This is a genomic window from Mesorhizobium sp. M8A.F.Ca.ET.181.01.1.1 (assembly GCF_004792025.1).
Lineage (GTDB): Bacteria > Pseudomonadota > Alphaproteobacteria > Rhizobiales > Rhizobiaceae > Mesorhizobium.
Genome location: NZ_SRTV01000269.1, coordinates 1 through 294, shown reverse-complemented (window position 1 = coordinate 294; position 294 = coordinate 1). Strand labels below are relative to the sequence as shown.

The window sequence follows — 294 nt, the reverse complement described above, 5'->3', positions numbered from 1 at the left end:
GATTGCCCAGTACCGGCACCGCACGCTCGCCGAGCGCGATGATGTCGCGCAGCGTGGCAAGCGATTCGGTGCCGCGGTTGATCAGGTCGCCCGCGAACCACAGCGGCGCGTCGGCCGGCGGCGCGGCCTTCGCCAAGAGGCGCTGGAACGGCGTGCGGCAACCTTGCAGATCGCCGAAAGCGAGCGGCGCGGGGCGCTGCTGCACAGTGGATGAAGCGAAGGAAGGCGCGTTGGACGGTGTCATCGACAGAATGTTGGCGGTTCGATACACGCGGCGGCGCACGGCGCGTGCCG

At 69.7% G+C, this 294-nt stretch carries 1 protein-coding gene; it reads right to left on the bottom strand.

What is annotated here, in order from left to right; all coding sequences use genetic code 11:
- A partial coding sequence (locus EN824_RS34555) for a metallophosphoesterase (RefSeq protein WP_348631549.1) occupies positions 1-294 on the bottom strand: 294 nt, incomplete at both ends.